Origin of the sequence: Propionivibrio soli (genome assembly GCF_025770765.1) — a bacterium.
Classification (GTDB): Bacteria; Pseudomonadota; Gammaproteobacteria; order Burkholderiales; family Rhodocyclaceae; genus Propionivibrio; species Propionivibrio soli.
The window spans coordinates 92108-115112 of the sequence record NZ_JANZKY010000009.1; the positions used below are offsets into that span (position 1 = coordinate 92108).

General features: G+C 60.8%; 21 protein-coding genes. 19 read left to right on the forward strand and 2 right to left on the reverse strand.

Going from position 1 to position 23005, the window contains the following annotated elements; translation table 11 throughout:
* The first annotated feature begins 190 nt into the window (after positions 1-190).
* The 7 genes from garL to garD all read left to right on the forward strand — a co-directional run bounded on the left by garL (position 191) and on the right by garD (position 8067).
* On the forward strand, positions 191-967 hold the full coding sequence (garL, locus tag NZ453_RS12060; protein ID WP_263770850.1) for a 2-dehydro-3-deoxyglucarate aldolase: 777 nt from the start codon (positions 191-193) through the stop codon (positions 965-967).
* 98 nt (positions 968-1065) lie between these two features.
* A complete protein-coding gene (gene glxR / locus NZ453_RS12065; RefSeq protein ID WP_263770851.1) occupies positions 1066-1956 on the forward strand; it encodes a 2-hydroxy-3-oxopropionate reductase in 891 nt (296 codons plus the stop codon).
* 16 nt (positions 1957-1972) lie between these two features.
* Entirely contained in the window at positions 1973-3274 is a 1302-nt protein-coding gene (locus tag NZ453_RS12070) for a glycerate kinase type-2 family protein (RefSeq protein WP_263770853.1), read from the forward strand.
* A gap of 151 nt (positions 3275-3425) precedes the next feature.
* Positions 3426-4388 carry a Bug family tripartite tricarboxylate transporter substrate binding protein gene (locus tag NZ453_RS12075; protein WP_263770854.1) on the forward strand — a complete coding sequence of 321 codons (963 nt, stop codon included), beginning with the start codon at positions 3426-3428 and terminating at the stop codon, positions 4386-4388.
* A 129-nt stretch (positions 4389-4517) separates the two neighbouring features.
* On the forward strand, positions 4518-4979 hold the full coding sequence (locus NZ453_RS12080; RefSeq protein WP_263770855.1) for a tripartite tricarboxylate transporter TctB family protein: 462 nt from the start codon (positions 4518-4520) through the stop codon (positions 4977-4979).
* Positions 4980-5001: 22 nt separating this feature from the next.
* Complete coding sequence (locus NZ453_RS12085; RefSeq protein ID WP_263770856.1) at positions 5002-6501, forward strand: tripartite tricarboxylate transporter permease; 1500 nt, start codon at positions 5002-5004, stop codon at positions 6499-6501.
* A gap of 9 nt (positions 6502-6510) precedes the next feature.
* On the forward strand, positions 6511-8067 hold the full coding sequence (gene garD, locus NZ453_RS12090) for a galactarate dehydratase (protein ID WP_263770857.1): 1557 nt from the start codon (positions 6511-6513) through the stop codon (positions 8065-8067).
* A 65-nt stretch (positions 8068-8132) separates the two neighbouring features.
* On the opposite strand, the gene NZ453_RS12095 is transcribed toward garD, so the two are convergent.
* Both NZ453_RS12095 and NZ453_RS12100 read right to left on the reverse strand, forming a co-directional pair.
* Positions 8133-9881, reverse strand: coding sequence for a response regulator (locus NZ453_RS12095; RefSeq protein WP_263770858.1), 1749 nt, complete (start codon positions 9879-9881; stop codon positions 8133-8135).
* Between the two features lie 99 nt (positions 9882-9980).
* Positions 9981-11858, reverse strand: coding sequence for an MFS transporter (locus NZ453_RS12100; protein ID WP_263770859.1), 1878 nt, complete (start codon positions 11856-11858; stop codon positions 9981-9983).
* A gap of 278 nt (positions 11859-12136) precedes the next feature.
* On the opposite strand from NZ453_RS12100, the gene mnmG reads away from it, so the two are divergent.
* From mnmG to atpD, 12 genes are all read left to right on the forward strand, one after another.
* Positions 12137-14044 (forward strand): tRNA uridine-5-carboxymethylaminomethyl(34) synthesis enzyme MnmG, encoded by a 1908-nt coding sequence (gene mnmG, locus NZ453_RS12105; RefSeq protein WP_263770860.1) that lies wholly within the window; start codon positions 12137-12139, stop codon positions 14042-14044.
* On the forward strand, positions 14041-14712 hold the full coding sequence (gene rsmG, locus NZ453_RS12110; protein WP_263770861.1) for a 16S rRNA (guanine(527)-N(7))-methyltransferase RsmG: 672 nt from the start codon (positions 14041-14043) through the stop codon (positions 14710-14712). The genes mnmG and rsmG overlap by 4 nt, the downstream gene beginning before the upstream one ends.
* Position 14713: 1 nt before the next feature.
* On the forward strand, positions 14714-15514 hold the full coding sequence (locus NZ453_RS12115) for a ParA family protein (RefSeq protein ID WP_263770862.1): 801 nt from the start codon (positions 14714-14716) through the stop codon (positions 15512-15514).
* Positions 15511-16353 carry a ParB/RepB/Spo0J family partition protein gene (locus NZ453_RS12120; RefSeq protein ID WP_263770863.1) on the forward strand — a complete coding sequence of 281 codons (843 nt, stop codon included), beginning with the start codon at positions 15511-15513 and terminating at the stop codon, positions 16351-16353. Before NZ453_RS12115 ends, NZ453_RS12120 begins: the two co-directional genes overlap by 4 nt.
* A gap of 136 nt (positions 16354-16489) precedes the next feature.
* Positions 16490-16852 (forward strand): ATP synthase subunit I, encoded by a 363-nt coding sequence (locus NZ453_RS12125; protein WP_263770864.1) that lies wholly within the window; start codon positions 16490-16492, stop codon positions 16850-16852.
* A 2-nt stretch (positions 16853-16854) separates the two neighbouring features.
* Positions 16855-17724, forward strand: a complete 870-nt coding sequence (gene atpB / locus NZ453_RS12130) for a F0F1 ATP synthase subunit A (protein WP_263770865.1) — start codon at positions 16855-16857, stop codon at positions 17722-17724.
* A gap of 63 nt (positions 17725-17787) precedes the next feature.
* Entirely contained in the window at positions 17788-18030 is a 243-nt protein-coding gene (gene atpE, locus NZ453_RS12135; RefSeq protein ID WP_263770866.1) for a F0F1 ATP synthase subunit C, read from the forward strand.
* 47 nt (positions 18031-18077) lie between these two features.
* Positions 18078-18548 carry a F0F1 ATP synthase subunit B gene (locus tag NZ453_RS12140; protein WP_263770867.1) on the forward strand — a complete coding sequence of 157 codons (471 nt, stop codon included), beginning with the start codon at positions 18078-18080 and terminating at the stop codon, positions 18546-18548.
* Positions 18549-18552: 4 nt separating this feature from the next.
* Complete coding sequence (locus NZ453_RS12145; protein WP_263770868.1) at positions 18553-19089, forward strand: F0F1 ATP synthase subunit delta; 537 nt, start codon at positions 18553-18555, stop codon at positions 19087-19089.
* A gap of 11 nt (positions 19090-19100) precedes the next feature.
* Positions 19101-20639 carry a F0F1 ATP synthase subunit alpha gene (gene atpA, locus NZ453_RS12150; RefSeq protein WP_263770869.1) on the forward strand — a complete coding sequence of 513 codons (1539 nt, stop codon included), beginning with the start codon at positions 19101-19103 and terminating at the stop codon, positions 20637-20639.
* A 17-nt stretch (positions 20640-20656) separates the two neighbouring features.
* Positions 20657-21520, forward strand: a complete 864-nt coding sequence (atpG, locus tag NZ453_RS12155) for a F0F1 ATP synthase subunit gamma (protein ID WP_263770870.1) — start codon at positions 20657-20659, stop codon at positions 21518-21520.
* A gap of 36 nt (positions 21521-21556) precedes the next feature.
* Positions 21557-22957, forward strand: coding sequence for a F0F1 ATP synthase subunit beta (gene atpD, locus NZ453_RS12160; RefSeq protein ID WP_263770871.1), 1401 nt, complete (start codon positions 21557-21559; stop codon positions 22955-22957).
* Positions 22958-23005: the final 48 nt, after the last annotated feature.

Here is a 23005-nt window from a genome sequence, read left to right on the forward strand (position 1 = left end):
AACGGGTGGCAGAAGGGTGCGAGTTTCGCTTGCAAAAATCAATGCGGTCATTATACTCACAAGCCAGTCGTACGACGACTGATTTTAAGCCGACGAGCTAAAGATTACCTAAGTAACGTCACCGGCGAAGATCGGAAGCGGTGTCGATGCGGCGACAAAGATCAATCATGGGAACAGGCAGGAACAACAAATGAGCGAAACGGCGTACTGCGCATTACCGAACCGGTTCCGTCAGGACCTGGCGGCCGGAAAGCGGCTGATCGGTTGCTGGTGTTCGCTGGGGAGTCCGATCACCACGGAAATCATGGGGCTGGCGGGTTTCGATTGGCTATTGCTGGATGGCGAGCATGCGCCGAACGATGTGTTGTCATTCATTCCCCAGCTAATGGCGCTCAAGGACAGCGTCAGCGCACCGGTTGTGCGGCCACCTTGGAACGACCCCGTCGTCATCAAGCGGCTGCTCGACATCGGTTTTTACAACTTCCTGGTGCCTTTCGTCGAATCCGCGGAGGATGCTCAGCGTGCCGTCGCTTCTACCCGCTACCCGCCGCAGGGAATGCGCGGTGTTTCGGTCGGTCACCGCAGCAATCGTTACGGTGCGGTGAAGGACTATATGCAGGTGATCAACGACAACATCGCCGTCATCGTACAGATCGAGAGCCGCAAGGCGGTGGAGGCGATCGATGAAATCTGTGCCGTCGATGGCGTCGATTGTTTGTTCGTCGGCCCCTCGGATCTCGCCGCCGCGTACGGCCAACTCGGGAATGCCGCGCATCCGGAGGTCCAGGACGCGATGCAGAGGGTATTCGCCGCGGCCAAGGCGCACGGCAAACCGGCGGGTATCCTCGCCCCGGCGGAGGCGGACGCGCGGCGCTATCTGGAGATGGGCGTGACCTTCGTTGCGGTGGGCAGTGATCTTGGCCTCTTCCGCGGCGCTTCGCTGACCCTGTGCAACAAGTACAAATGATCTGCCGCCAAATACGGATGAATTAGTAGACGGGAGCCGCGGCAACCGACAAAGAAGCGAGGCTGTCCGGCCGCCAGAGAGAACGTAAAGGAGAAACGATGAGCAAAGTAGGCTTCGTAGGACTGGGGATCATGGGCACGCCGATGGCCGAACACCTGATCCAGGCCGGGCATGAGGTGTTTCTGTACAGTATCCCGAGCATTCCGGAGCGTCTCGTGCAGGCGGGCGGCAAAGCCTGCGCCTGTGGCAAAGAAGTGGCGCAACAGGCCGAAGTGATCATCACCATGGTCCCCGACACCCCGCATGTGGCCAGTGCCCTCTTCGACCCGAACGGGATTGCCGAAGGCCTCACCCCCGGCAAGATCGTCGTCGACATGAGCTCGATCTCGCCTATCGAGACCAAGGAGTTCGCCCAGAAGATCAATGCCTTGGGCTGCCAATACCTTGACGCTCCGGTCTCCGGGGGGGAAGTCGGCGCCAAGAACGCCACCCTGTCGATCATGGTCGGCGGCGGCGAAGCCACCTTTGAGAAGGTGAAGCCGCTCTTCGAACTCATGGGCAAGAACATCACCCTCGTCGGCGGCAACGGCGACGGGCAGACGGCCAAGGTCGCCAACCAGATCATCGTGGCGCTGACCATCGAAGCGGTGGGCGAAGCCTTGCTCTTCGCGTCCAAGGCCGGGGCCGACCCGGCCAAGGTCCGGGCGGCGCTGATGGGCGGTTTCGCGTCGTCGAAGATTCTCGAGGTGCACGGCGAACGCATGGTCAAGCGCACGTTCAACCCGGGCTTCCGCATCGAACTGCATCAGAAGGACTTGAACCTCGCGCTCTCGTCGGCGCGCAAGCTCGGGGTGTCGTTGCCCAATACGGCCACGTGTCAGGAGCTGTTCAACGCCTGTGCGGCCCACGGCGGTTCGGCCTGGGATCACTCGGCCATGGTCCGCGCCCTCGAAATCCTCGCTCACTTCGAGATCGGACAGAAGGCCTGAGACGAATAAGCCCGCCATGACGACGACCGCCGCCGTGAATCCACGCGAACTGCTGCAGAAGATGTTTGCCGCCGCCATCGAAGCGGCGCAGCCTGCTCATGGCGTTCCGCTTTACCTGCCGGAGCCGCCCAAAGGCCGCCTGGTCGTCATCGGTGCGGGCAAAGCGTCGGCAGCAATGGCTCAAGTCGTCGAGAAATACTGGCCGGAATCGTTGTCGGGAATCGTCGTCACGCGCTATGGCTACGCGGTTCCGTGTCAGCGTATTGAGATCGTTGAGGCGGCACATCCTGTTCCTGACGCCGCGGGCCTGGAAGCGGCTCGGCGCATCAAGCGTCTGGTTAGTGATTTGACGGCAGACGATACCGTCCTGTGTCTGATTTCGGGCGGCGGATCCGCTCTCCTGCCCTTGCCGCTCGATGGACTGACGCTCGAAGACAAGCAGGCTGTGAACCGCGAACTGCTCAAATCCGGCGCCAGCATCGGCGAGATGAATTGCGTACGGCGCCATCTATCTGCGATCAAGGGAGGCCGTCTGGCGGCGGCCTGCCATCCGGCACGTTTGGTGACGCTGTTGATATCCGATGTTCCGGGCGATAACCCTTGCGATATCGCCTCTGGGCCCACCGTCGGCGATCCGACAACCTGCGAGGATGCGCTCTCCATCGTTCGGCGCTACGGCATTGCCTTGCCGACCCATGTGCGCGAAGTCCTGGAAAGTGGCCGCGGAGAATCAGTCAAGCCGGATGATCCACGCCTGGCCGGCAGTGAGACACACCTTATCGCGACGCCGCAAATGGCATTGGAAGCCGCGGCCAGAGTGGCTCAGGCGGCCGGGGTGACGGCGCATATTCTCGGTGACAGCATTGAAGGTGAAGCGCGTGACGTCGGCAAAGTGATGGCCGGCTTCGTTCGCCAAGTAGCGACCCACCAGCAGCCCTTTACGCCGCCGTGCATTCTCCTTTCCGGGGGCGAAACCACGGTGACGGTGCGCGGCACGGGCCGGGGCGGGCGCAACGTCGAGTTTCTGCTCTCCCTCGGCGTGGCTCTCGATGGCCTGCCCGGTGTGCACGCCCTTGCTGGCGACACCGACGGCGTGGATGGCGTTGAGGAAATTGCCGGCGCTTATCTCGCGCCGGACTCGCTGTCGCGGGCCTGGGCCAAGAATATCCGGCCCAAGGATTCCCTTGCCAACAACGACGGACATGGCTTTTTCAGCGCTCTCGACGATTCCATTGTCACCGGGCCGACGCTAACCAACGTGAATGACTTCCGGGCGATTTTCATTGAACAGTCCCGTCGGGGAGTGCCATCGACTTGAGACGCAAAAAGGTAGCCGAAGACTAGGCGAACAAATAACTAAGTCGGAACGAACCGGCAGGTGCGGCGGTGATTCCGGCCATAAAAGCGCATTTTGTGTCCCGAGAATGCGCGAAGAATAAACGGGATTACTTTACAGAGAGGAGAAGCTCATGATGAAAAAGACAATCACGGCTCTGCTGGCGGGGCTCGTCCTGGCTGCGGGTGCGCAGGCGGCCTACCCCGACAAACCGGTGACGATTATCGTGCCGTTCCCGCCTGGTGGTTCAACAGATATGTTGGCGCGCATCATGACTCCGAAGATGTCCGAAAAGCTCGGGCAGCCGGTCGTCGTCGAAAACAAGCCGGGTGCGACCGGCGCAATCGGAGCCACACAGGTCAAGCGGGCGGCGCCGGATGGCTACACGGTCCTCTGCGCCTCCATCGGCATGTGGGCCGCGAACCCATTCCTGCAGAAAAATCTGGCTTACGACCCGGCCAAAGATTTCGATCTGCTGACCGTCGCCGTCAAGTCGCCCAACGTCCTGGTGACCAACCCGAATGTCCCAGCCAAGGACGTCAAGGAGTTGGTCGCTTATTTGAAGCAGAAACCGAACAAGGTCACCTTCCCGTCTTCGGGCGCCGGCTCTTCCGATCACCTATCAATCGCCTTGTTCTGGATGCTGACCGACACCACCGGCATTCACGTCCCGTACAAGGGCGGCGGCCCGGCCATCGCCGACTTGGTGGCCGGCCACGCGGAGGTATCTTTCCAAAACCTGAACAACGTCATCGGCCACATCAAGGCCGGCAAGTTGCGGGCGCTCGCAGTGACTAGCGAGAAGCGCGCCGCGCTTCTACCCGATGTACCGACCATGGTTGAGCTCGGCTACAAGGACATGGTGGTCACGTCCTGGCAAGCGCTCGGGGCGCCCAAGGGGCTGCCGGCAGACGTGAAGAATACCCTGCATGCCGCGATGATGGCCGCGCTCAAGGATCCAGAGACGGCCAAGAAGTTGACCGACCCGGGATTCGAGGTAACGGCGTCCACTCCGGAGGAGTTTGAGAAGTTCCTGCAATCCGAGTTGGCCAAGTGGAAGCACGTCATCGAAGTCGGCAAGATCACTTTGGATTGATCTTTCGATCGCTCGAGCGTTAGCCAGCCAAGAACAACAATACGGGAGAGGGGCATTGGCGGCGGAGAGGCATTACGAACTCTGACCGCCGCCGGCCGCTCATTTGAGAAGGCGAGTTGAGGACCGCAAATGAGTTCGTTGATCAAACACCCGAGGGATTTTTACGCCGGGTTGATGTACTCCGCCGTCGGCCTCGGTGCAATCATCATCGCCCGGGATTACAACATGGGCACCAGCGTGCGCATGGGCCCAGGCTACTTTCCCACGATGCTCGGCGGATTGCTCGTCCTCGTGGGCGCCATCTCGATGGTGCGCTCCTTTTTTAATAAAGGCGAAGGCATCCCAGCTTTCTCATGGAAGGAAATCGTGCTCGTGCTCGGCAGCGTCGTCCTGTTCGGCGTGCTTGTGCGGGGAGCGGGCCTTGTGCCTTCGTTGATCCTTCTGGTCATCGTTAGCGCGTGGGCGAGCGATCAGTTTCGCCTGAAAACGGCCCTGCTACTGGCCGTCCTGACCAGCGTCTTCAGCGCTTTGGTCTTCGTGAAGGGGCTGGGGCTACCGTTTGCCATCATCGGCCCCTGGTTCGGTATCTAGCGAAAGCGAATAAGAGAGCCCCATGGACATCTTGGCAAATCTGTCACTTGGCTTCAGCACGGCGTTTTCGCTAGCCAACCTCTTCTACTGTTTCGTCGGCGTTGTACTCGGCACGCTGATCGGTGTTTTGCCAGGGCTTGGACCTGTGGCTACGATCGCCATGCTGCTGCCGGTGACGTTCAGCTTTCAGCCGGTCACGGCATTGATCATGCTGGCCGGCATTTTCTACGGCGCCCAATACGGCGGCTCGACCACAGCCATCCTGGTGAACCTCCCGGGTGAAGCGTCCTCGGTGATCACCGCGCTGGACGGCCACGCGATGGCTAAACGCGGCGAAGCAGGGAAAGCGCTGGCGACAGCAGCGATCGGCTCGTTCATTGCCGGAACGATCGCCACGTTCCTGATCGCGCTCTTCGCGCCGCCGCTCGCCGAAATGGCGCTGAAGTTCGGCCCGGCGGAATACTTCTCGCTGCTCGTACTGGGGCTTGTCGTATCCATCGTGCTCGCGCACGGCTCGCTGCTTCACGCGCTCGGGATGATCTTTCTGGGGTTGCTGCTCGGCATCATCGGTACCGACGTGAACTCCGGCGCAGAACGCTTCACCTTCGGCGCTCCGTGGCTAGCCGATGGCGTCAACTTCGTCGTGCTGGCCATGGGCATGTACGGTCTTGGCGAAATCATCAACAATCTAGAGAAGAAGGACAAGCGCGACCTGATGCTCAAGTCCGTCTCTGGACTCCGCCTGTCGTGGGCCGAATTCAAGCATATTCTTCCGTCCGTGTTGCGCGGCACGACGGTCGGCTCGTTCCTCGGCATCCTGCCCGGAGGCGGCGCGGTACTTTCGTCCTTTGCCTCCTACGCGGTTGAGAAAAAGGTCGCAAAAAGCACCGTACCATTCGGCGAGGGTGCCATCGAAGGTGTCGCGGGGCCTGAATCTGCGAACAATGCCGGATCGCAGACCTCATTCATCCCGATGCTGACCCTCGGCATTCCGTCGAATCCGACCATGGCCATCATGATCGGCGCGATGATGATCCATAGCATCCAGCCAGGGCCGTCGGTTTTGTCGGAGCAACCGGCGCTGTTCTGGGGCCTGATCGCTTCGATGTGGATCGGCAACCTCTTCTTGATCGTACTGAACCTGCCTTTGATCGGGCTTTGGGTGAAACTGATCACCGCCCCCTACCATCTAATGTTCCCGGTGATCATCGTCTTCTGTGCCATCGGCGTCATCAGCATCAACAACACCGAGTGGGATGTCTTCATGATGGCGTTCTTCGGTTTGGCGGGTTATGTGTTCAGCAAGCTTGAATGCGAACCGGCGCCCATGCTGCTTGGATTCATCCTCGGTCCGATGATGGAAGAATACCTGCGGCGCGCGCTGTTGATGTCCTCGGGGGACTTCTCGGTGTTCTTTACTCGCCCGCTCAGCGCAACCTTGCTTGTCGTTGCGGCCGTCGCGATGGTCGTTGTGCTGATGCCGTCGATCAGCAAGAAACGCGAGGAAACGTTCAAGGAGTAAACGCATTCCATGTCCGCCGAATCTCAAGTCGGAAAGCCACTGCGCATCAAGGTTCACGATGCCGATAACGTAGCGATTGTCGTCAATTCCGGTGGCTTGGCCACAGGCACTGTTTTCGACGACGGACTGACCCTGCGCGAGCACGTTCCACAAGGGCACAAGGTGGCGCTTTCCGACTTGCCCGAAGGCGCGCCGATCGTACGCTACGGTGAAATCATCGGCTATGCGGTGAAACCAATTCCTCTGGGAAGTTGGGTCGAAGAGTCGCTCGTGCGTCTGCCCGAAGCCCCGGCGCTCGATAGCCTCCCGCTGGCGACCCGCGTGCCGCCGCCCTTACCACCGCTCGAAGGTTACACCTTCGAAGGGTACCGGAACCCCGATGGTTCGGTGGGCACGAAGAATCTGCTGGCGATCACCACCAGTGTGCAGTGCGTCGCGGGGGTCGTCGATTACGTCGTGAAACGGATCAAAGCCGAACTCCTGCCGAAGTATCCGAATGTGGACGGTGTGGTGGGCCTGAACCATATCTATGGATGCGGGGTGGCGATCAACGCGCCGGCGGCGATCATCCCCATACGAACCGTTCATAACCTGGCGCTCAATCCGAACTTCGGCAACGAGGTCATGGTGATCAGCCTAGGCTGCGAAAAGCTGACGCCCGACCGATTGCTCAAGGAAGGTGGCATACCGATCAAGGTCGCTTCCGACGACATCGTCTGCCTGCAGGACGAAAAGTTCATAGGTTTCATGTCGATGGTCGACGCGATCATGGCGCAAGCCGAGAAGCATCTTGAGAAACTCAACTTACGGCGTCGTGAAACGTGCCCGGCATCGGATCTCGTGGTCGGCGTTCAATGTGGCGGCAGCGATGCATTTTCGGGCGTAACCGCCAATCCCGCGGTGGGTCATGCCGCCGACCTACTGGTACGCGCAGGGGCTACCGTCATGTTCTCCGAAGTCACCGAAGTGCGCGATGCGATCCATTTGCTCACGCCGCGTGCAGCGGACGCGGAGGTCGGCCACGCCTTGCTGCGCGAGATGGCGTGGTACGACAACTACCTGGCCCTCGGACAAACTGACCGAGCAGCCAATCCGTCGCCCGGTAACAAGAAGGGCGGCTTGGCGAATGTCGTCGAGAAAGCGCTGGGGTCGATCGCGAAGTCAGGCAAGAGCGCGATTGCGGGTGTGCTGGGGCCGGGCGAGAAGGTGAACCGGAAGGGCCTCATCTTTGCGGCGACGCCGGCCAGTGATTTCGTCTGCGGCACCGAGCAGCTTGCTTCGGGAATGACCTTGCAGGTGTTCACGACTGGTCGCGGTACGCCCTATGGGCTTGAGGCCGCACCGGTCATCAAGGTGGCCACGCGTTCCGGCCTCGCCGCACGCTGGCATGACCTGATGGAAGTGGACGCCGGGCGGATCGCGACCGGTGAGGCGACGATCGAGGACGTCGGCCAGGAAATCTTCCAACTCATTCTCGATGTTGCGAGCGGGCGCAAGAAGACATGGTCCGACCGCTGGGGGCTGTACAACGACTTGGCCATTTTCAACCCGGCGCCGGTGACCTAAAGCGGTGCGACTGCAGCGGCTATAGTTCGGCAGGGAATGGGCCGGCAACGTTTCGGCATCTAGTCTCAGCTCGCGCGCGCAGGGAGAGCGCCAGACGCATTTTTCTCGCGCGGCGACCGGATTCCTCCCTGCACGATTTCGATTCCGTATTTGCGTGCGACCTGGTGGCAGAGCTCGCGCGCGGATATGACTTTCGGATTGCGTTCTTCCTTGCTCTGCGCCATCTCGAGATAGCGGAGGCCCCGAATCGCGAGGGGTTCGTTCCAACCCTTGCGATCGATGAGCGTGAAGATGGCCTTCGTCGCGTTGACCAGGAATTGCAGATTGGGAACGCGCTCGGCCGCCTCGATCAGCATCTGCACAGAGCCTTCGAGGTTGCCGCTGCGCGCCGCGAGCACGCCACGGTTGTTGAGCTCCACGATCTCGCGACTGACCTTGGCGAGCAATGTCTGCCCAGCCTCTTCCTTGCCCGTCTTGCTGAACACACCCCGGATCTGCGCGATCATGCCGCGGTCTTCGTTGTACTCGGCGGCGACTTTGCCCAGGATTTCCTGGGCCGTCGCCTCATCGCCGTTGGCAAGGCAGGCGTGCGCCAGGTCGACCGCGATCTTCTGTGAAAACTCGCCAGCGAGGCCGTCGTTACGCAGTTCGTTATGCAGTTCGAGCGCTTTCTCCAGCGACTGTTTTGCCTTCGCCGGCTCGCCTTCCTTGTCGGCGCAGAGACTATCCATGATCAGTGCCGCGAGCTCGCCCTGCCGACTGCCACGCCAGTCGCGTCGCAATTCCTGGGTGACACGGCGAGCTCCTTCGGTATGCCCATTGCCGAGCATGACGCGGCTCAGGTTCGTATAGTCGTCGATGACTCGCAGCGACGAGCCGCGGCGCCGTTCGAGCACCTTGCTGTAGGCCCGCTCCGCCGCGTCGAGGTCGTCGTTGCGCATCGCTACGTCGCCGATCATGCGTTGCCGGGCCGAGTTGTTCGGCGACCGTTCCGACGCCTTCAGCAAGGCTTCCTGCGCCTCAGGGAGCTTACCCATCTCCTCGCGCACGCTGGCGACGAAGTCGTAGGCCGCGAGGTATTGCGGGAACTCCTCGATCAATTCGGCGCCGATCGCCTCCGCCTCATCGAGATTGTCCATGCCGCGTAGCGCAACCGCCAGGCCCATACGGGCCCAGGGCACCATGGCGTTGTCCAGAACCTCCTGATACACCGCCTTCGCCTCGTCGTAACGGCCCAGAACGTTGAGGATTTCGCCTTTGAAGCGCAGCGTGTCGTAATGAAACAACTCTTCCTGCCCCTGCAGCGCTTCGCAGGCGGCGAGGGCATCGAGGTAGGCGCCGTTGTCCAGATGCTCGAACACCCGCGCGAAGAAGCGCTTCTTGTACAGCGCACGCGCCAGCCGGCTTTGCAGCTGATCAGCGGTAAAGGGCTTGATCAGGTAGTCATCGGGCGCCAATTCGGCGACCGAGACGACGTTCTGATAGGCGCGCTCGGCCGTAATCACCATGTATACAGTAGAAAGCGGGATTAGGTGCTTCTGTCGCAATTCCTCGAGGAGCTGCTGGCCATCACGGCCGTCTTCCAGATGGTAGTCGGCGAAAATGATGTCGAAGGGAAACCCCTTCACCTGCCGCAACACCTCCGCCGTGCTGCCCGCATTGTGAATGGCTGTGACACCGAGCGTCGAGAGAATGACGCGTAGGCTGTTGCGGGCGCTCGAATGGCGGTCGACGAGCAGGACGCGCATGCGCGTCAACTCCCTTCCCATCTTCTTGAGCACTTCCGTCGAGTTGAGTTGTTCAGCCACGGCCATGACAATCACCTTACGCGGTTGAATCGCGCCGAGCAAGCGGCGCTGGACGTTTCCCCAAACATCACTGCGGCCGGCCGATCTCCGTCGGTTGCCGGCACCCTACCGCGTTTCTCCACGTAGCGCGAGGACACCTTGCGCGAGGCCGTCGGGCGTCGCTTGCTTCGCTGGCATCGGCATGCCGACGGTGACGCCGACCGCGCGCATCGGACGCAAGCCGGTCAGGCGCCGTGGCCCGTTCTCCGCATGCCGGGAAAACACGCTGCCCCAGAGCCCGGAGACGGCGACCGGAATGACCGGGACCGGGGCGCCGTCGAGAATCTCGCTCAACCAAGGCTGGAAGTTCCGCAGATCGCCGTCAGCCGTGATGTCGCCTTCCGGAAATAAGGCGATCAGTTCGCCGGCATCGAGAGCACTCCGGATATCGGCGAGTGTCCGTGAATCCGGAAACCCGGCGGCATCGCGTGCGTTAAAGGGGATCGCCCGCCCGGCCTTGAGCAGGCTGTGCAGTAGCGGCATCGCGAAGAAGCGCTCATTGATCACGAAGCGGATGGGCCGCCGGCTGGCCGCGGCGATTACCAGCGAATCGACATAGCTCACGTGGTTGCAAACGAGGACGGCGGCCCCTTCCAGCGGGATGCGCTCGGTGTCTCGCTTCTCCAGGCGATAAACCGAATGCACGAGCATCCAGATGACGAAGCGCAACAGGAATTCCGGAACGAGGGTATAGATATAGACGGCGACGATCGCGTTAAACAGCGCGGCGATGCCAAACAGCGCCGGGATCGAAAGGCCATACAACAATAGCCCGGCCGCCACGAGCGCGCCGACGACCATGAATAGGGCATTGACGATATTGTTCGCGGCAATGATGCGCGCCCGGTGATTGAGGCTCGAGCGAATCTGCATCAGTGCATAGAGCGGAACGATGAAGAAGCCGCCGAAAAGGCCGATGGCGAAGAGGTCGGCAAGCACGTGCAACGTGCCGCCCGTGGCAAGGAGGGGCAGAATCCCCAAGGGAGCTCCCGACGAACCCGCTGGCGTGACGAAGGCGAGGTCGAGGCAGAACACGGTCAGACCGATCGAACCGAAGGGCACCAGACCGATCTCGACCTGCTTGGCCGATAGCCGTTCGCATAACAGCGACCCGGTGCCGATGCCGAGCGTGAATGTGCCGAGGAGCAAGGTAACACTGGATTCGGTGCCGCCGAGAACGTTCTTCGCGTACGCCGGGAACTGCGCAAGCAACAAGGCACCGAGCAACCAGAACCAGGAAATGCCGAGGATCGACAGGAAGACCGTGCGGTTCTCCCGCGCGAAGCCTATATTGCGCCACGTCTCCGTGATCGGGTTCGGATTGATCCGGAGTCCCGGTTCAGGCGCAGGCGCCGAAGGAATCCTCCGGCTGGTGGCATAACCTGCAAGGGCGGTGAGCAGGCAGCCGGCGCTGATCCACGCCTTGCCGCCCTCCATTCCCGCGAGCAAACCGCCCACAAGCGTACCGAGGAGAATGGCCACAAAAGTGCCGGCTTCCACGAGGGCGTTGCCGCCGACCAGTTCATCCTCTGCAAGATGCTGCGGAAGAATCGCGTACTTGACGGGCCCAAACAGCGTTGAGTGCAGGCCCAGCAGGAACAACGCCCCCAACAGAACGTTGAGGCTGTGGAGCCAGAAGCCCGTACCGGCAACGAGCACAATGCCGATTTCAAGCACTTTGACGGTTCTCGCCAGGCGTGCCCGGTCCACCTTGTCGGCAAGCTGTCCTGACGTGGCCGAGAAAAGGAAGAACGGGAGGATGAAAATACCCGCTGCAAGGTTGGCGAGCAGTTCGGGTTTCAGCGTTGTCCACTGAGCGGCCTGGAAGGTCAGCAACACCAGCAGCGCGTTCTTGAAGAGGTTGTCGTTGAAAGCGCCGAGAAACTGGGTTGCAAAGAAGGGGCCGAAGCGGCGGGCTTTAAGCAGCGAGAATTGCGAGCTCATGCGGGCTTCCGTGGTCGAATGGGTCTTCTTGTTTGCCTCAACGGCGGGAGAGCTGGTGTCCCGCGTATGGTAACAGCGCTGTAGCGGTAGCCAGAAGCCAACGGTTAAAAGTGAGTTGAACGTGCCACTCGAGCCCGCCCGCGGCATGTCGTCCGGTGCCCGAAGGCCGCTTTCCGGAGTCCGATTTGAGCGAAAACAAACGGTGAAACCTGTTATCTTTCAGCGAATTGCCTTAAAATCCGCATCCCTCCTGCGTTCCCAAGATCGTGATTCTCTCAATGCTGTATCCAGATCGTTTTGACGTCATTGTGGTCGGCGGCGGCCATGCCGGCACCGAGGCGGCTCTTGCCAGCGCGCGAATCGGCGCCAAGACCCTGCTCCTGACGCACAGTCTAGATACGTTGGGCACGATGAGTTGCAATCCGTCGATCGGCGGCATCGGCAAGGGTCACCTCGTCAAGGAAGTGGACGCGCTTGACGGCGCTATGGCGGCGGCTACCGATGAGGCGGGAATCCAGTTCCGCATCCTCAACTCAAGCAAGGGACCCGCCGTGCGCGCGACGCGTGCGCAGGCCGACCGCGTGCTTTACCGGCAAGCGATTCGCCGCCGGCTGGAGAATCAGCCGAACCTCACTTTGTTTGCGCAAGCCTGCGACGACTTGCTCGTCGAAGGCGACCGGGTCGTCGGTGCGGTGACCCAGCTCGGCGTCAGTTTTGCCGCAGACGCGGTCGTGCTTACCGCCGGCACCTTCCTCAACGGCTTGATCCACGTCGGCCTTGCCAATACCAAGGGCGGGCGCATGGGCGACATGCCCTCGGTATCTCTAGCGGCCCGCCTGCGTGAGCTCAAACTGCCCGTCGGTCGTTTGAAGACCGGCACGCCGCCGCGGCTGGACGGCAAGACGATCGATTTCTCGGTCATGGAGGAGCAGTATTCGGACGATCCTCTGCCGGTGTTCTCGTTCCTCGGCGATGCGAGTCAGCATCCCCGGCAATTGCCCTGCTGGATCACGAACACCAACGAGCGTACGCACGACATCATCCGGGCCAATCTCGATCGTTCGCCAATGTACACGGGCGTCATCGAAGGTGTGGGGCCGCGCTACTGCCCGTCGATCGAAGACAAGATCCACCGTTTTGCCTCCAAGACAAGCCATAACGTCTTCCTCGAGCCGGAAGGCCTGACGACGCACGAAATCTATCCGAACGGGATTTCGACCAGCCTGCCGTTCGACGTCCAGTTGGCCGTCGTGCGTTCGATGCGTGGGCTGGAAAACTGCCATATCCTGCGGCCGGGCTACGCGATCGAGTACGACTATTTCGATCCCACGGGCCTCAGGTCCTCGCTTGAAACCAAGGCCATCGGCGGCCTTTTCTTTGCCGGGCAGATCAACGGCACGACGGGCTACGAAGAAGCCGCCGCGCAGGGACTGCTCGCCGGCGCCAACGCCGCATTGCAGACGCAGGGTAAAGCCTCCTGGACGCCGCGTCGTGACGAAGCCTACCTCGGCGTACTCGTTGACGACCTGATCACGCGCGGTGTCTCCGAACCCTACCGCATGTTTACGAGCCGCGCCGAATTCCGTCTGTCGTTGCGCGAGGACAACGCCGACATGCGCCTGACAGAACAGGGGCGCGAACTGGGACTCGTCGGCGACGAGCGTTGGCAGGCTTTCTGCGAAAAGCGCGAGGCCATCGCCCGCGAACAGGAGCGTCTACGTTCGACGTGGGTGCATCCGACGCGGGTGAGCGCCGAAGAAGCCACGCGAGTGCTCGGTAAGCCGATGGAGCGCGAATATACCTTGTACGATTTCTTGCGCCGTCCCGACGTGAATTACGCCAACCTGATGACGCTGCGCGTCGGCGACGCCTCGGTTGACGCCGGAGTTGCGGACCCGGCGGTCATCGAGCAGGTCGAGATTCAGGCCAAGTACCAGGGGTACATCGATCGCCAAGCCGAGGAAGTGGCGAAGAGTCTGGAGAACGAGGAAACCGAGCTGCCGGAAACGATCGACTACAGCCGAATCAGCGGCCTTTCGGCCGAAATCCGCCAGAAGCTTACCCGCCATCGCCCGCAGACGATTGGCCAGGCATCGCGCATCCAAGGCATGACGCCGGCAGCGATTTCGATCCTGCTCGTCCATTTGAAACGCGCCGGCCTCGAAGCCGCGCGGCGGAGCGCATGAGCACCTCCGCCCGGCTTGCGCAGGGACTGGCCGAACTCGGTATCGAGTTGCCGGTAGCGGCGCAGGAAAAGCTGCTTGCCTATCTCGCGCTGCTCAACAAATGGAATGCGACATATAGCCTGACGGCGCTACGCGATCAGGAAAAAGGCGTCAGCCACCACTTGCTCGACTCCTTGGCGGTGCTGCCCTACGTTCCAGCCGGATCGCTGCTCGACGTCGGCAGTGGCGGCGGCATGCCGGGAATCCCGTTCGCTATTGCCCGGCCGGATCTGACGGTTACGCTGCTCGACAGCAATTCAAAGAAAGCGGCTTTCCTGCGCCAAGCGATCATTGAGCTGGCACTTCCGAACGCTGCCGTTCACTGCGGGCGGGTCGAACAGTATCATCCGTCGGTTGGCTTTACGGCGATCACGTCGCGGGCCTTTTCGGAACTGGCGAATTTCGTTGCCCTGTCCCGACACCTGCTCGCTGAAGGCGGGTGCTGGCTAGCGATGAAAGGCGCCTTGCCGAGCGCTGAAATCGCGCAATTGCCCGCTGACGTACGGGTTGAAGCGGCGCATGCGTTATCCGTGCCGGGAGTTGACGCCGAGCGTCACGTGATTGTCTTGCGGCCGGACGATGCGGACGCCGAGTGCAAAAAACCGGATGAGAGCACCAGGGAGAATTGAGTTGGCAAGAATACTGGCGGTAACGAACCAGAAGGGCGGCGTCGGCAAGACGACCACGGCGGTCAACCTTTCCGCCTGCCTCTCGGCTCTCGGTCAGCGCGTGCTGATGATCGATCTCGATCCGCAAGGGAATGCGACGACTGGCTGTGGCGTCATCAAACGCGAGGCGTTGCCCACGGTGTATCAGATACTAATCGGCCGTTCGACGCTGGCCGATGCGCGCATCAAGACGGAATTCGGTTTCGACATCCTGCCGGCGAATCGCGAGCTCGCGGGGGCCGAAGTCGAATTGATCGAAATCAACGGGCGCGAGTACCGGCTGCGTGCGGCCCTGGAACCGGCGTTGGGCGACTACGATTTCGTGCTCATGGACTGTCCGCCGGCGCTCAATATGTTGACGGTCAATGGATTAGCGGCCGCCCACGCGGTGATGATTCCGATGCAGTGCGAGTACTACGCGCTCGAGGGACTGACCGACCTGGTTGCCACGCTGAAGAAGGTGCGTGCCAATCTGAATTCCCGGCTCGAAATCGAAGGATTGCTGCGCACTTTGTTCGATCCGCGTTCGACGCTCACGCAACAGGTTTCGGGCGAACTCGTCGATCATTTCGGCGACAAGGTCTACCGTACGATCATCCCGCGCAACGTCCGTCTCGCGGAGGCGCCTTCGTACGGAAAGCCGGTGATCGCGTTCGACCGGCTGTCGAAGGGGGCACAAGCGTATATGGCCCTGGCACAGGAAATCCTCGACCGGCGGGACGCCCTCGCGAATGCAGCCGAGGCACAAGGAGCACAAGCATGAAACTCAAGGGACTCGGCCGCGGCCTCGACGCGCTGCTTGCCGGCAACGAAACGCAGATCCGGGAGCAGCAGCGCGCCTTGCCCGTTGGTAGCTTGCAGCCGGGGAAATACCAGCCGCGGACGCGCATGGACAGCGCCTCACTTGAGGAATTGGCGGCCTCGATCCGTGCCCAGGGACTGATGCAACCGATCCTGGTCCGACCGCTCGGCAACGGCGAGGAGAGGTATGAAATCGTCGCCGGTGAGCGGCGTTGGCGCGCAGCGCAGATCGCCGGCCTCTCCGAAGTCGCTACGCTGATCCGTGAAATTCCGGACGAGTCGGCACTGGCGATGGCGCTGATCGAGAACATCCAGCGCGAGAACCTGAACCCGCTCGAAGAGGCGCAGGGTCTGCAACGGCTGATCGATGAATTCTCGATGACACACCAACAGGCGGCCGATGCCGTGGGGCGTTCGCGTCCGGCGGCGTCGAATTTGCTGCGTCTGTTACAACTTGCTGCGCCGGTTCAGGAACTTTTAATGAGCGGCGCGATCGATATGGGCCACGCCAGGGCGCTGCTCCCTTTATCGGGAGCTTTGCAGGTGCAGTTGGCTCAGCGCGTGGTGCAGAAAGGGCTCTCCGTCCGTGAAACGGAACGGCTCGCCCAGAATGCATTGAAGCCGGCAAAGGAAGTAGAAGCCAGGAAGCCCGACCGGGATGTCCTGCGCTTACAAGAAGAGCTTTCGGATCTGCTCGGAGCCCAGGTTGAAATCCGGACCAACAAGAAGGGCGCTGGCAAGATTCAGATCGACTTTGGTAATCTCGACCAACTGGAAGGCATTTTGCAACGCCTGCGTTAAGCTCGCCGGTGGGGCGGAAGCCTTGAGCAGCTTAGTGGAGCAGGAGCGGACGGAACGACGGTAACATTAAAAAGATAGTATAGTATTCGGCGCTGGCGGCGGCACCGAACCTTGCGTGGAATAGCTGAGTGGCTGAGTGCCGACGACGGTACATAAAATGTTTCGGGCGATTCTTTTGCAGGTCATCGTAACGCTGATCGTCGTCGCTGTGGCGGGTCTGGTGGTAGGAATTCGGGGGGCTGTGTCCGCCTTTTTGGGTGGGGCGGCCTGCATTATCCCCAACGCGTTGTTCGCATTACGTCTGCGTGCGGTAGCTAACCGTCGCGGCGCGTCTTATCCATTGAATTTTTTCGTCGGTGAGCTGGCCAAGGTCCTCCTCACGATTGCGTTTTTGTTTCTGGCTGCGCGAATTTATGCCGATTTGCATTGGCCTTCGATGCTGATCGGCTTGGGGCTTGCGTTGCAAGCGATGTTTCTGGCTTTCTGGAAAACGAAATAACTATGTCGACGGGTCATGAAGCGGCTGAGCAAGCTCCGAATGCCGGCGCGTATGTGCTGCACCATCTGGGCAACCTGAATTCCGCCGGGCATCCGCAAACCGCGATTGTCGATTTCTCGATCATCAACTTCGACACGCTTTTTTTCGCGATCCTGCTCGGATCCGCCGGCATCTTTTTGCTCTGGCGGGTGGCGCGCGTGGCGACAGCGGGTGTTCCGGGCCGGGCGCAGGCCGCGCTCGAAATCCTGATCGAGATGGTCGGTAATCAGGCCAAAGGGATTGTTCATAACGAACAATCGCGGCGTTTCGTGGCGCCGCTCGCGTTGACTGTGTTCGTCTGGGTGTTCTTGATGAACTCGATGGACTTCCTGCCCGTCGATCTGCTGCCTGCTCTATGGCAAAAAATATCAGGGAATCCGCACGCCTATCTGCGTGTGGTGCCAACGGCCGATTTGAATGGAACACTGGGACTCTCCGTTGGCGTGCTGCTCCTTTGTTTCTTCTACAACATCAAGGTCAAGGGCTTGGGCGGGTGGGTGCACGAACTCTTTACGGCGCCTTTCGGCAACCATCCGCTGCTTTACATCCCCAATCTGGCAATTCAGATCATCGAGTTCATGGCCAAAACCGTCTCGCACGGCATGCGGCTGTGGGGAAACATGTACGCCGGAGAGTTGCTCTTCCTGCTCATCGCGCTGATGGGCATGGCCTTCCCGTCGCTGCCGATTTTCGGAGGCTCACTGCTCTGGCTGGGACACTTGATCACAGGGACGCTGTGGGCGCTGTTTCACATTTTTATCGTCGTGCTGCAGGCATTCATCTTCATGATGCTTACGCTCGTGTATATCGGTCAGGCACACGAAAGCCACTGATCACGCTGTTGGGGAAGCCGTTTTTTCATCATTTCGCTGGTAAATCAATCTGAAGGAGTAGTCATGGAACAAGTTTTCGGGAATGTCGCCCTGGCCTGCGGTCTGATCATCAGTCTCGGTGCCATCGGAGCCTGTATCGGCATCAGCCTGATGGGTGGGAAGTACCTTGAAGCCTCCGCCCGTCAACCCGAATTGATGAACGAACTGCAGGTGAAGATGTTCATTCTCGCCGGCCTGATCGACGCGGCGTTCATCATCGGGACGGGTATCGCCGTCTGGTTCGCCATCTCGACCTTCCTCAAGTAACGCGCACTCGGGGTACGTGCCATCCATTCAATGGAAAGGTATCTAACGTGTATCTGAACGCTACGCTATTTGCACAGCTCGCGGTCTTCCTCATTCTTGCGCTGTTCACTATGAAGTACGTCTGGCCGCCCATCGTAAAGGCGCTTGACGAGCGTGCGGCGAAGATCGCGGAAGGTTTGGCGGCGGCGGAACGCGGCCGGCAAAGCCTGGATCTTGCGGCCAAACGCTCGGCCGAGGCCGTGCGTGAAGGCAAGGAGAAGGCGGCGGATGTCATCGCGCAAGCCGAAAAACGCGCGGAGCAGATCATCGAGCAGGCCAAGGATCAGGCCCGGGTCGAAGCAGATCGCATCATTGCTGCGGCCAAGGGCGAAATCGAGCAGGAAGCCATGCGTGCCAAGGAGGACCTGCGTGAACGGGTCGCCGAACTGGCGGTTTCCGGTGCCGAGAAGATCTTGCGGCGCGAGATCGACGCCAAGGCGCATGCCGAGATGTTGAGCTCGATCGGGCGAGATCTGTAATCCCATGGCCGAATTCGTCACTATCGCGCGCCCCTACGCTCAGGCTGTGTACCGCTTGGCGCGGGAAGCCAAGACGCAAGATCTCTGGCTCGAACGGTTGAAACGCCTCAGCGTCATCGTGCAGGACCCGGAGATGGCCGGCGTCATCGGTAACCCCAAATTCTCCGCCAAGCAGATCGCCGACGTCGTCTTGTCCTTATCCGAGGAGCCGGGAGACCGGGAGCTGGCCTCGTTTCTCGGCGTTCTGGCTGAAAACGAGAGGCTGGCGGTACTGCCGCAGATCGAGGAGCTTTTCGCGCAACTTAAAAGCGAAGACGAGCAGATCAAGGAAGCCGTGGTCAGCACACCGTATCCGCTTGACGAAGCCCAGCTCAAGAATCTGATGACCCAGCTCGAGCCATACTTCGGCAGCAAACTCCAACCACGCGTCGAACTGGACGAGACGCTGATCGGTGGCGTGAAGATCACCGTCGGCGACCAAGTACTGGATGCCTCCGTCCGCGGCAAACTCGAAGCGATGGCCGTAGCGCTCAAGAATTAGGAGAATTTTGAATGCAATTGAATCCTTCCGAGATCAGCGAGCTGATCAAGAGCAAGATTCAGAATCTGGATACCGGGGCTGAAACGCGGACGCAGGGAACCGTCGTATCGGTGACCGACGGCATCTGCCGTGTGCATGGGCTAGCCGACGTGATGCAGGGCGAAATGCTTGAATTCCCCGGCGGTTCGTATGGCATGGCACTCAACCTGGAGCGCGACTCCGTCGGAGCGGTCGTGCTTGGCGAGTATGAGCACATCACCGAGGGCGACACGGTTAAAACGACCGGCCGCATTCTCGAAGTCCCGGTTGGTCCCGAGCTGCTCGGCCGGGTCGTGAATTCGCTGGGTCAGCCGATTGACGGCAAAGGCCCGGTGAACGCCAAGCTGACGGACAAGATCGAAAAGGTCGCGCCCGGCGTCATCTGGCGCAAGTCGGTATCGCAGCCGGTACAGACGGGTCTGAAGTCGATCGACTCGATGGTCCCGATCGGCCGCGGCCAGCGTGAGTTGATCATCGGTGACCGGCAGACCGGCAAGACGGCCGTTGCCGTCGACACCATCATCAACCAAAAGGGTAAGGACCTCATTTGTATCTACGTCGCGGTCGGGCAGAAAGCATCGACGGTGGCGAACGTCGTGCGCCGGCTTGAAGAGCATGGCGCGATGCACTACACCATCGTCGTGGCGGCGACGGCGTCCGAATCGGCGGCCCTGCAGTTCATCGCGCCGTATGCGGGCTGCACGATGGGCGAGTATTTCCGCGACCGCGGCCAAGATGCGCTGATCATTTACGACGATCTGACCAAACAGGCATGGGCGTACCGTCAGGTTTCGCTGTTGCTGCGGCGCCCGCCGGGGCGTGAAGCGTATCCGGGCGACGTCTTCTACCTGCACTCCCGCCTTCTCGAACGCGCGGCGCGGGTCAACGAGGAATACGTCGAGAAATTCACCAACGGCGCAGTCAAAGGCAAGACGGGGTCGCTGACCGCGTTGCCCGTGATCGAAACGCAGGCCGGCGACGTTTCCGCCTTCGTTCCGACGAACGTCATCTCGATTACCGACGGCCAGATCTTCCTCGACACGGACCTCTTCAATGCCGGTGTCCGTCCGGCCATCGACGCCGGTATTTCGGTGTCGCGGGTGGGCGGCGCGGCGCAGACCAAGGTGATCAAGAAGCTCGGCGGCGGCGTACGTCTCGCCCTGGCGCAGTATCGCGAGCTGGCAGCATTCGCGCAGTTCGCTTCCGACCTCGACGAAGCGACACGCAAGCAGCTCGACCGTGGCCGCCTAGTCACCGAGTTGATGAAGCAGCCACAGTATTCGCCGATGGCCGTCGCCGAAATGGCGATCACCCTGCATGCGGTGAACAAGGGCTTTTTCGACGACGTGGACGTCAAGAAAGCTTTGGCTGTTGAAAGCCAGATGCAAAGCTACATCAAGCAGAAGCACCCGGCCGTCGTCGAGAAGATCGAGACGACGAAAGAACTTGATGCTGATGCTGAGCAGGCGCTCACCAAGGCCATCGAGGAGTTCAAGGCCACGTTGGCCTGAGCGACCAGGGAGACGCCATGGCGAGCGGCAAGGAAATACGCAACAAGATCAAGAGCGTCGAAAGCACGCGCAAGATCACCAAGGCAATGGAAATGGTGGCTGCGTCCAAGATGCGCAAGGCGCAGGACCGCATGCGGGCGGCGCGCCCGTACGGCGAAAAGATCCGCCGTGTTGCCGGCAACCTGTCGCATGCGCTGACCGACTATAGCCACCCGTTTCTTACCAAACGCGACGAGGTAAAAGCCGTCGGCCTGATCGTAGTGACGTCGGACAAGGGGCTGTGCGGTGGTCTCAACACCAACGTGCTGCGGCTGGCGCTGACCCGCATGAAGGAGTGGGATGCCGAGGGCAAGAAGCTGCAGGTGACAGCCATCGGTAACAAAGGCCTCGGATTCATGCTACGCGCCGGCGCGACGCTGGTTTCGCAAGTCGTTGCACTCGGTGACACGCCGCGGCTCGAGAAACTGATTGGCCCGGCGAAAGTGCAGTTCGACGCCTATATCAACGGCGAGATCGATGTCCTGTACATCGCCTACACGCGCTTCATCAACACCATGAAGCAGGAGCCGGTGGTCGAGCAGCTGCTGCCGTTGTCCGGCGATTTGATTGGCGGTGGCGCGCATGGTTGGGATTACATCTACGAGCCCGACGCGAAGGTCGTGATCGACGATCTGCTCGTGCGCTACGTCGAAGCCGTGCTGTACCAGGCCGTCGCGGAAAATATGGCCTCCGAGCAAAGCGCGCGGATGGTGGCGATGAAGTCGGCGTCGGATAACGCCAAGAACGTGATCGGCGAACTCAGGCTGATGTACAACAAGGCGCGTCAAGCGGCGATTACCAAGGAACTCTCGGAAATCGTCGGCGGCGCAGCGGCCGTTTGATCGAGCGAACGCAGTTTATTGATTGGGGATATGACGATGAGTCAAGGAAACATTGTTCAGTGTATCGGCGCTGTGGTGGACATCCAGTTCCCGCGCGAGGGGATACCGAAGGTCTATGACGCGCTCGTGCTCGACAAATCCGAGGAACACCCCGGCTGTGAGGCGGACCTTGTATTTGAAGTGCAGCAACAGCTCGGCGACGGCGTGGTGCGTACGATCGCCATGGGTTCCTCTGACGGCCTGCGCCGCGGCATGAAGGTTAACAACACCGGTGGCTCGATCTCGGTGCCGGTCGGTGATGCGACGATCGGGCGCATCATGAACGTCCTTGGCCGTCCCATCGACGAGGCGGGGCCGATCGCGACCGAAGAGCGCCGTGCGATCCATCAACCGGCGCCGAAGTTCGACGAATTGTCGCCGTCGGTCGATCTTCTCGAAACCGGCATCAAGGTGATCGACCTCGTCTGTCCATTCGCCAAGGGCGGCAAGGTCGGCCTGTTCGGCGGAGCCGGCGTCGGCAAGACCGTCAACATGATGGAACTGATCAACAATATCGCCAAGCAGCACTCGGGTCTGTCGGTATTCGCAGGCGTCGGCGAGCGGACCCGCGAAGGCAACGACTTCTACCACGAAATGAAGGACTCCAACGTCCTTGACAAGGTGGCGATGGTCTTCGGCCAGATGAACGAACCGCCAGGTAACCGTCTGCGCGTGGCGCTGACCGGTCTTACCATGGCCGAGCGTTTCCGCGACGATGGCCGCGACATCCTGTTCTTCGTCGACAACATCTATCGCTACACGCTCGCGGGAACCGAAGTTTCTGCGCTGCTCGGCCGGATGCCGTCGGCGGTGGGCTACCAACCCACGCTGGCGGAAGAAATGGGGCGGTTGCAGGAACGGATTACGTCCACCAACGTCGGCTCGATCACCTCGATCCAGGCGGTTTACGTCCCGGCCGACGACTTGACGGACCCCTCGCCGGCCACGACCTTCCTGCACCTTGATTCGACGGTCGTGCTCTCCCGCGACATTGCGGCTCTCGGTATCTACCCGGCCGTCGACCCGCTCGATTCCACTTCACGCCAGCTTGATCCGCAGGTCGTCGGGGAAGAGCATTACAAAGTGGCGCGTGCGGTGCAGATGACCTTGCAGCGTTACAAGGAACTGCGCGACATCATCGCCATTCTCGGGATGGACGAGCTCTCGCCCGAGGACAAGCTCAGTGTTTACCGGGCGCGCAAGATCCAGCGCTTCCTGTCGCAGCCGTTCCATGTGGCGGAAGTATTCACCAACTCGCCGGGCAAATATGTGCCGCTCAAGGATACGATCAAGGGCTTCAAGATGATCGTGGAGGGTGAGTGCGACAACATCCCCGAGCAGGCCTTCTACATGGTCGGCACGATCGAGGAAGTTTTCGAAAAAGCGAAGACGCTCTAAACCGGACGGCGCGGCCTGCGTCCTCCGGATGCAGCCGCCGCGCGGGGA

Excerpts from the sequence above, each read along its gene's own strand:
- atpA (WP_263770869.1), top strand. The coding sequence starts at position 19,101 with ATGCAATTGAATCCTTCCGAGATCAGCGAGCTGATCAAGAGCAAGATT.
- garD (WP_263770857.1), top strand. The coding sequence starts at position 6,511 with ATGTCCGCCGAATCTCAAGTCGGAAAGCCACTGCGCATCAAGGTTCAC.
- NZ453_RS12075 (WP_263770854.1), top strand. The coding sequence starts at position 3,426 with ATGATGAAAAAGACAATCACGGCTCTGCTGGCGGGGCTCGTCCTGGCT.
- atpE (WP_263770866.1), top strand. The coding sequence starts at position 17,788 with ATGGAACAAGTTTTCGGGAATGTCGCCCTGGCCTGCGGTCTGATCATC.
- garL (WP_263770850.1), top strand. The coding sequence starts at position 191 with ATGAGCGAAACGGCGTACTGCGCATTACCGAACCGGTTCCGTCAGGAC.
- atpD (WP_263770871.1), top strand. The coding sequence starts at position 21,557 with ATGAGTCAAGGAAACATTGTTCAGTGTATCGGCGCTGTGGTGGACATC.
- rsmG (WP_263770861.1), top strand. The coding sequence starts at position 14,041 with ATGAGCACCTCCGCCCGGCTTGCGCAGGGACTGGCCGAACTCGGTATC.
- NZ453_RS12070 (WP_263770853.1), top strand. The coding sequence starts at position 1,973 with ATGACGACGACCGCCGCCGTGAATCCACGCGAACTGCTGCAGAAGATG.
- atpB (WP_263770865.1), top strand. The coding sequence starts at position 16,855 with ATGTCGACGGGTCATGAAGCGGCTGAGCAAGCTCCGAATGCCGGCGCG.
- glxR (WP_263770851.1), top strand. The coding sequence starts at position 1,066 with ATGAGCAAAGTAGGCTTCGTAGGACTGGGGATCATGGGCACGCCGATG.
- NZ453_RS12085 (WP_263770856.1), top strand. The coding sequence starts at position 5,002 with ATGGACATCTTGGCAAATCTGTCACTTGGCTTCAGCACGGCGTTTTCG.
- NZ453_RS12100 (WP_263770859.1), bottom strand. The coding sequence starts at position 11,858 with ATGAGCTCGCAATTCTCGCTGCTTAAAGCCCGCCGCTTCGGCCCCTTC.
- NZ453_RS12080 (WP_263770855.1), top strand. The coding sequence starts at position 4,518 with ATGAGTTCGTTGATCAAACACCCGAGGGATTTTTACGCCGGGTTGATG.
- NZ453_RS12120 (WP_263770863.1), top strand. The coding sequence starts at position 15,511 with ATGAAACTCAAGGGACTCGGCCGCGGCCTCGACGCGCTGCTTGCCGGC.
- mnmG (WP_263770860.1), top strand. The coding sequence starts at position 12,137 with ATGCTGTATCCAGATCGTTTTGACGTCATTGTGGTCGGCGGCGGCCAT.
- NZ453_RS12095 (WP_263770858.1), bottom strand. The coding sequence starts at position 9,881 with ATGGCCGTGGCTGAACAACTCAACTCGACGGAAGTGCTCAAGAAGATG.
- NZ453_RS12145 (WP_263770868.1), top strand. The coding sequence starts at position 18,553 with ATGGCCGAATTCGTCACTATCGCGCGCCCCTACGCTCAGGCTGTGTAC.
- atpG (WP_263770870.1), top strand. The coding sequence starts at position 20,657 with ATGGCGAGCGGCAAGGAAATACGCAACAAGATCAAGAGCGTCGAAAGC.